This window comes from Methylorubrum podarium, assembly GCF_022179745.1.
GTDB lineage: Bacteria > Pseudomonadota > Alphaproteobacteria > Rhizobiales > Beijerinckiaceae > Methylobacterium > Methylobacterium podarium.
The window spans coordinates 1-7,693 of record NZ_BPRD01000183.1; the positions used below are offsets into that span (position 1 = coordinate 1).

At 68.5% G+C, this 7,693-nt stretch carries 5 protein-coding genes; 4 read left to right on the forward strand and 1 reads right to left on the reverse strand.

The features are described 5' to 3' along the window. From MFF42_RS09885 to MFF42_RS09900, 4 genes are all read left to right on the forward strand, one after another. Positions 1 to 1,735: ABC transporter ATP-binding protein (locus MFF42_RS09885; protein WP_238255587.1), on the forward strand; the 1,735-nt coding region annotated here is incomplete at its 5' end. Further along, positions 1,719 to 3,512 (forward strand): ABC transporter ATP-binding protein, encoded by a 1,794-nt coding sequence (locus MFF42_RS09890; protein ID WP_238255588.1) that lies wholly within the window; start codon positions 1,719 to 1,721, stop codon positions 3,510 to 3,512. The genes MFF42_RS09885 and MFF42_RS09890, both read left to right, overlap by 17 nt. Before the next feature lie 54 nt (positions 3,513 to 3,566). Then, on the forward strand, positions 3,567 to 4,535 hold the full coding sequence (gene dmeF, locus MFF42_RS09895) for a CDF family Co(II)/Ni(II) efflux transporter DmeF (RefSeq protein WP_238255589.1): 969 nt from the start codon (positions 3,567 to 3,569) through the stop codon (positions 4,533 to 4,535). 174 nt (positions 4,536 to 4,709) lie between these two features. Further along, positions 4,710 to 5,435, forward strand: coding sequence for a hypothetical protein (locus MFF42_RS09900; RefSeq protein ID WP_238255590.1), 726 nt, complete (start codon positions 4,710 to 4,712; stop codon positions 5,433 to 5,435). 766 nt (positions 5,436 to 6,201) lie between these two features. Here MFF42_RS09900 and MFF42_RS09905 read toward each other — a convergent pair. Next, on the reverse strand, positions 6,202 to 7,693 hold a 1,492-nt coding region (locus MFF42_RS09905; RefSeq protein WP_238255591.1), incomplete at its 5' end, for a hypothetical protein.

A 7,693-nucleotide genomic window follows, 5' to 3' on the forward strand; every position in this document is an offset into this window, starting at 1 on the left:
CCTGCGCGGGCAGCCCAGGGCGATGGCGGCCTCGATCGCGCTGGGCCTCCTCGCCGCTCTGCTGGGCCTCGCCTGGCAGCTCGGCGTGACGTGGCTCATCGTCGAAGCGCTGGAGCCTGCGCCCGACCGGAGCCGGATGGGCTGGATCGTCGCCGCCGTCGCGGCCCTCGTCGTGGCGGGACGGCTCGCGTTCCTCGGCTCGACGGCGCTCTCGCACAAGATCGCCATCGACGTGCAGCGCGACCTGCGTCTGACGATCGCCGAGCACCTCGCCCGCGTGCCGATGGCGGTGTCCGAGCGCTACGGCCCGGAGGCCCTGAGGCGCCTGATCCTCGACGACGTCGAGCGTATCGAGGACGGGATCGCCCATCTCGTGCCGGAGGCGACCGCGAACTTCGCCGCGCCGCTGATCGTCCTCGTCGCCCTGTTCGTCCTCGACTGGCGGATGGCGCTGGCCGCCGCCTTGCCGATCCTGCTCGGCCTCGCGGCCATGCGGGCGATGACCCGGGGCTCGGCCGACATCACCCGCGCCTATGACGAGCACAGCGCCGAGATGGCCGCGCGCTCGGCCGAATACGTCGCTGGGCTGCCGACCCTGCGCCTGTTCGACGACGGGGATCGGGCGCAGGAGCACTTCCGCGACGTGACCCGGCGCTACCTCGCGGTGATCGGTGCGTGGACGCGCCGGGTTCTGCTCGCGAGCGCGCTGCTTCAGGTCTTCGTGAGTTCGAGCCTGCTCCTCGTCCTGCCCCTCGGGCTCTGGCTCCTGGCACGGGACGACCTGCCGGTCGGGCAGTTCGTGCTGTTCTTGGTCTTCGCGCCGAGCCTCGGCGGACTCGTCACCCGTCTGCCAAACTTCGCCTTCCGCTTCGCGCAGCAGGGCGAGGTGTTGGGCCGGCTCGACACCCTGCTCGCCGAGGCGCCGCTGCCGCCGGCCGAGGCGCCCCTCCGGCCGACGGACCGGACCGTGCGTTTCGAAGGCGTCGGCTTCCGTCGCGGCGAACGGATGGTGCTCGACGGCATCGACCTGACCCTCGAGCCCGGCACCGTCACGGCGCTGGTCGGCGCGAGCGGGGCCGGCAAGACGACGCTTGCCGGCCTGCTGACGCGCGCCCACGATCCGCATGCCGGCCGGATCACCGTTGGCGGCGTCGATCTGCGCGCCATGGCGCCGGAGACGCTGCACGCCCTGGTCGGCACAGTGCCGCAGCACCCCTGGCTGTTCACGGGCACCGTCGCCGAGAATCTGCGCCTCGCCGCGCCGGAGGCTGGTTCGGCGGCTCTGGCCGAGGCCCTGGCCCTCGCGCGGGCCGACACCTTCGTCGCGGCGCTGCCGGGTGGTGTCGAGGCGGTGCTCGCGCAGGGCGGTGCCGCTCTCTCGGGCGGCGAGCGCCAGCGCCTATCCATCGCTCGAACCCTCTTGCGCAACGCGCCGATCCTGGTCCTCGACGAGGCGACCGCGGCGGCCGACCCGGTCAACGAGCGCGAGATTCAGCGCGCGCTCGGCGCGCTGGCCCGCGGTCGGACGGTGCTCGTCATCGCCCACCGCCTCGCCTCGATCGTCGATGCCGACCGCATCGTGGTGCTCGAACGGGGCTGCATCGTCGAAAGCGGCGACCACGCGGCCCTTCTCGCGCGGGGCGGCCGTTACGCCCGCTTCTGGGCTCTGCAGAACCCGGTCCCGGCCGCAGGGGACGGGCTCGGGGAGGAGGCGCTCCATGAAGCGGCCCGCTGAACCCCCGGCGTCCTGGTGGCGCGACCTGACCCGTCGGATGGAGCCCCGGATGCGGCTGCGCTACCGGACCGGGCTCGTCCTGCTGGCGACGGATGCCGCGCTCGCCGCCGTGCCGCTGCTGACGGCGGCCTGGGTCGTCCGCGGCCTCGCCGCGGGCACGTGGACGCGCGGGGAGGCCTGGGTCGCGATCCTTTTCACGGCGGGCGCCTTCCTCGCCCGCCTCGTCGTGATGCCGCTCGGGTTCGCCCGTGGCTTCGAAGCCGGCTATGGGGCCGTCGCCGAGTTCCGGCTCGACCTGTTCGCGCATCTGCGCCGCCTCGGCCTCGGCGCCCTGTCGCGTATCGGTGCCGGCAGCCTCTCCGACCTCGTTACCAACCGCTTCCGCTGGATCGAGGAGGAGGCCGGATATGCCCTCGGTCGCCAGATCGGCCATGTCGCGCTGAGCCTCGTCCTGATCGCGGCGCTCGCCGTCGCACATCCGCTCCTTCCCGTCGCCGTCCTCGTCCTCGTTGGTCTCGTCGCGCTCGCCCACCGGGCCCTCGGCCGCGTCCTCACGCAACTCGCCCGAGCGCAGGCGAGCCTCGTCGCCGAGAGCGCCGAGCGGATGATCGAGTTCCTCGCCGGCTTGCCGGTGCTGCGGGCGATGGGCCAGGTCGCGGGCCGGCAGGGCGCGTATCGCCGTCAGGTCGAGGCGCTGCATGCCTTCTACCGCGGCACGATCTTCACCGTCGCGCCGCTCGTGAGCGGCGTGCGCATCCTGCTCGATGTCGCTCTCCTGGCCCTCGTCGGCGTCGCCGTGGCCCTGTTCGCGGCGGGCGCGATCGAGGCGCCGGACCTCGCCGTCGTTCTCGTCCTGCTGCTCGTCCTGCTGGTGCCCTTCGAGGCCTCCGTCGGGGAGAGCTTCATGTTGAAGCTCGCCACCGACGCCCACGCCCGCGCCCACGCGATCCTGGCACGGCCACCCCTCCCCGAAGGGACCGAGACGGCCCGTTCCGGCGAGATCCGCTTCGAGTGCGTCCGGTTCGGCTATCGTGCGGACCGCCCGGTCTTGGACGGCTTCGACCTCGCCCTGCCGGCCGGCCGGGTCACGGCACTGGTCGGCCCGAGCGGGGCCGGCAAGTCGACGCTCCTCGCGCTCCTCGCCCGCGCCTTCGATGTCGAGGCGGGCCGCATTCTGATCGGTGGTCAGGACATCCGGGCGCTGCCTCTCGACCGGCACCTCGCCCGGCTCGCGGTGGTGCCGCAGGACGTGTTCCTGTTCGCCGACACGCTCATCGGCAACCTGCGCCTCGCACGGCCGGAGGCCACGGACCGGGAATGCCGGGCCGCCGTCGAGCGGGCGCACTGCGCCGACCTCATCGCGCAACTGCCCGACGGCGACGCGACCCGGCTCGGCGAAGGTGGGCAGGACCTGTCGGGCGGCGAGCGCCAGCGCGTCGCTATCGCCCGCGCCATGCTCAAGGATGCCGAGATCGTGCTTCTCGACGAGGCGACGTCGGCGCTCGATGCGGAGAGCGAGCACGGCGTGACCGGGGGACTTCACGCGCTCTTCCAGGGGCGAACCGTGGTCATGGTGGCCCATCGCCTGCAGACGATCGCGCAGGCCGATCACATCGTCGTCGTGGCCGGTGGCCGGGTTGTCGACAGCGGCGCGCCGTCCGAGCTCGCGGCGCGGTGCGACCTCTACAACGACCTGTGGTCCGCCTACCGTGACACGGCGCGTTGGCGCTTGCGCGATCGGCCGCCGGACGAGGCCGGGCGTGTATCCCATCCCTGAACCCCGTGCACAGCATCGGGACGCGCTCATCCCCGAGAGGGAGGAGATCCGACCATGCACTCGCATTCGATCGAGCCCTGGACCCATGACCATGTCTTCCTGGGCGAGCGCCATGACCGCAACGAGCGGCGGATGTGGGCCGTCGTCGGACTGACCGTCGCGATGATGCTCGTGGAGATCGTCGGCGGTAGGATCTTCGGATCGATGGCCCTCGTTGCGGACGGTTGGCACATGTCGACCCACGCCGCGGCGCTCGGGATCGCCGGCCTCGCCTATCGTTTCGCCCGCCGCCACGCCCATGACCAGCGCTTCTCGTTCGGAACGGGCAAGCTCGGCGAACTGGCCGGCTTCGCCAGCGCGATGATCCTGGGCATGGTCGCACTCTATATCGGCGCTGAGAGTACCGCGCGGCTTCTGACACCGGTCACGATCAGCTTCGACGAAGCCATCCCGATCGCCGTCGTCGGCCTCGCGGTGAATCTCGTGAGCGTCTGGTTGCTCCGTGACGATCATCACGATCATCACGGGCACGATCACCACCCCGGGCACCACCATCACGGCTCCGACGACACGAACTTCCATGCCGCATACATGCACGTTCTGGCGGACGCCCTGACTTCGGTGCTGGCGATCATCGCTCTTCTCGGAGGCACCTTCTACGGATGGAGCTGGCTCGACCCGCTGATGGGGCTGATCGGCGCAGGTGTGATCGCTGTCTGGTCGTTCAATCTCACCAAGTCTGCCGGCGCCGTTCTCCTCGATGCCGTGCCCGCGCGGGAGATCGAGGCTCAGGTTCGCGAGCAACTCGAAGGCAACGGTGATCGCATCTGCGATCTCCATCTCTGGCAGGTCGGCCCCGGCCACTACGCGTTGGTGGTTTCCATCGTGAGCGACACCCCCCTGCCCCCGTCGCACTACAAGGATCGTCTGAGACACATGACCCTACTCAGCCACCTCACTGTAGAAGTAGAGCAGTGCTCTCAGAACGCACAAAATTGCCCTGAAATTGTCCCTGACCATTGAAGTAAGATATTAACATCATACTGCCGGTCAGATGTAAATTCAGTTTACAATTTTGGAATTATTTCAACCGACTCTTTCTGATTCTGTCCTCTTGCAGTCACTTGTTTTGAAAACCTGTCTACCCAGGGGCGGACCTTCCGAGGGCCTGCTTTGGGTGGGCGGCCGAGTACCCGGGTGAAGCTATCGAACGCACTGCGCTTCGCCAACACGCCGCTGCCCTGCTTCGTTGTGTTGTTCGTTTATGGTCGAAACGACGCTCCGGACATCTACGTCGCTCATTTCTGGCACGACCTAGATTGGCCGAACTCTGGAGGCGGCGCGGCGCTTGGCGGCGGCGGGGACAGCGCACTGCATAAGCGCCATCTCCCAATCGCCTTCACGGCCGGCGACCACGTAACGGACCCGTTAGGCCATATCTTGGAAGAGACCGGGTCGCCCGGATCCTACGGTGCGCGCAAGGCACTCATCCTCGGTCGGACCGGGTTCGAGGACGGTCTCGGCGTGGCTTCCATCACGTTCGCGCCCGCCGTCACGCCGGAGCGGTTCGTTGATACTCAACTCGGGCTTGGCGAACCGTTGGAAGTATCCCGGTTTCGGTTCGTCACGAAACGCTTCGGCATTGAGGCGGGTCCGCCGCTCGCCGATTTTACGTCGGGTGCGCTCTCGGTCGAGGCCAACCCGATCGGCACCTGTGTCGTGTCGCCAATCCCCAGTACAGTGAAGCAACTGCAAAAACTCAGTCTGTATGATTTAGTGTGCGTGGCCGAAATAATTGAAGTACTTCAATATTCACTATCAATTTTTGGGGCGCCTCGCGCCTTCTCATCGGCAGCGCCGCAATCGTGGCGTCGATTTGCAGTTCGCCAAGAACGATCTCAAGCAATTCACGCCAATTCTTAGTCTACACCGAGCGCCAGTAGCAGCGCAGAGGCGAGCGGTGTAGGACGATTCCAGTAGGCATTGCCCCTCGCTATTCGTCTTTTATCTCGCCCGTTACTTCATACTTTACTTGATTTTCGGAGCATATGGGCAATCTGAGATGGCGGGTATTTTGCTCGCCGTCGGCGCCTCTCGGTGGTGGGCATCGGACAACGCCGTTTCGAACGCAGCCATCGTCAACGTCGCCTTCGCCCCGGAGAGTTTCAACGCCGCCTATGCCACGAACAAGTCTTTCGTCCTCGCGCTGACGCAGGGACTCTCGGCCGAGCTTGGCGGCAGGTGGCATGCAGTCCGCGCCTGCGCGCCACCTCTGACGCGGTCGTAGCGGGCGAGTAGCAATGTGGCGAGCGCGATTCACCTCACAATCTCAAGTACATACGTGTTCGCATTTATATTCGAGCTGTATGGCGACAGGCTAGTTGGAACAAAATTCGGTGGTTTCCCTTCGAGAGCGTCGCGTCGGCCGCCACCTGTTTGGAACACACCGCCAGGCTAATTGGAACAAACGCGCTCTACCGCCAGGCTAGTTGGAACAAAAATCCGGCGGCCAAGCCTGGCCGTTGAAGGCTCAGGCGGCTTCTGCGTCTGGCTGGAAGGAATGGCGGCTTGGTTGTCGAAGCGGCGCGGCTTCGGCAGCGTCAGCCTGGATCCCGGGCGGCCCCCATGGTCGGGAAACAGGCTCGCGATGCTGTGATGGCGACAGAGGATACCCGGCGAGGCGGCCTGATCAGGCCGCCGTGGCTTGGCTGCCTGACGAGCGCATCAGGTAGGCCGTGGTCTCCAGCCACTCGAACCATTGCGGCCAGGAGGCCGTGTCCCGCAGCGCGAACCCGCTGCGCTCCGAGCGGGCGACCTCCGCCGGGCTCCGGCCGGTCTCAAGCGTCATGACAGCGTGGCCGTCGGTGCCCAGGTCGATGGTCGTCACCGTGCGGCGGTCTCCGCTCCGGAGGCGGCCTTCCCGCCCGGGCGGGATGCGGACCAGCCGGAAGACGGATCCGTTCGTGGCCAGATGCCTGCCGAAGGCCGACCAGAACGCGGTCCAGCCCGATGGCGGATCGGCCAACGGGTCGGTCGCGAGGCCCAAGGCCTGGGTGACCTGCGTCCGACGCACCATGGCCATCAGGTGCGCCTCGCCCGGTTCCTTGAGGATGATGTCCACCCCCATGTCCCGCAGCTTGCGAACCGCATCCGTCCTCCCGCACCCGAGCGCCTCGGCATAGGCCACGGCGGGTGCGTAGCGGCCAGCGAACTCACGAAGGGACCGGTCGTCGACCCGCGTGCGCGAGGTTCCGCTCGCCTCGGGACCGAGGTGCTTCACGTACCCTTGCTTCATGAGCTCGGCGAGGGTCGACATGCTGACGCCGAGCATGGACGCCGCATCGCACTTGGTCAGGCCGGGCCGCGCGCGCTGGCGACGAAGGCGACCGCCCCGCTTGTGGGCCGGCGGCCGGGGGGCCTCGGGTACGTCCGGCGACGGCGCCGCGAACGCGAGGGCCGCCAGCCCGACGCGGCCCGGGATCCTGCCTACCGGACGGAGACGGCCGGCGGCGCACAGTCCGATCACCTCGGGGCGCCACAGGCCCGACGTCTCGGCGTAGTCGTCCAGCGCGAGTGCCAGCCCGGCGTCTGGGGGCAGGAGCGGAAGGTTGGGCGCCGGGAGCAGGGCCTCGACATCCTCGATGCGGTACATGTCGTCCGCGACCGTCGGGCCGCCAAGCCTGCACAGGCGCCGGATCAGGCCCATCCGGGCAAGCGCGTCCAGTTCGGTCGTGCCCAGGCCGAGGACCCGCGCGGCCTCCGCCCGCTTGAGACACCGGGCGAGCGCCTTCTTGAGTACGGGCACCACCGAGGCCTCGTACATCACGAAGCGGTCGCCGCCAGGGACGGGGCGGATGTCGAGGCGCAGGGCGATGGCGTCGACGAAGCGCGGGTGGATCCCGAGGGCGCGGGCGACCTCGTCACGGTGCAGGCAGGCGACCGGCTCGGCCACGCCGTCCAGCGTGGTCGCCGATCTCGCGAAGGTGCCCCTGCGCCGGGCCACCGTCGCGGCGGCGACGCGGATGGCCTCCATCTGGTGCGGTCGCCTCTGCGAGTAGAAGGCGGCGTTGTAGAGCCAGCCGAACATGTGCTGCAGGCCCCACTGGCAGCCGCCGACCCCGGTCCTGCCCTCGCTCTGGACGGCGATGTCGTCGAACAGACGTTCGAGGGCGTCGGCACCG

Excerpts from the sequence above, each read along its gene's own strand:
- MFF42_RS09890 (WP_238255588.1), top strand. The coding sequence starts at position 1,719 with ATGAAGCGGCCCGCTGAACCCCCGGCGTCCTGGTGGCGCGACCTGACC.
- dmeF (WP_238255589.1), top strand. The coding sequence starts at position 3,567 with ATGCACTCGCATTCGATCGAGCCCTGGACCCATGACCATGTCTTCCTG.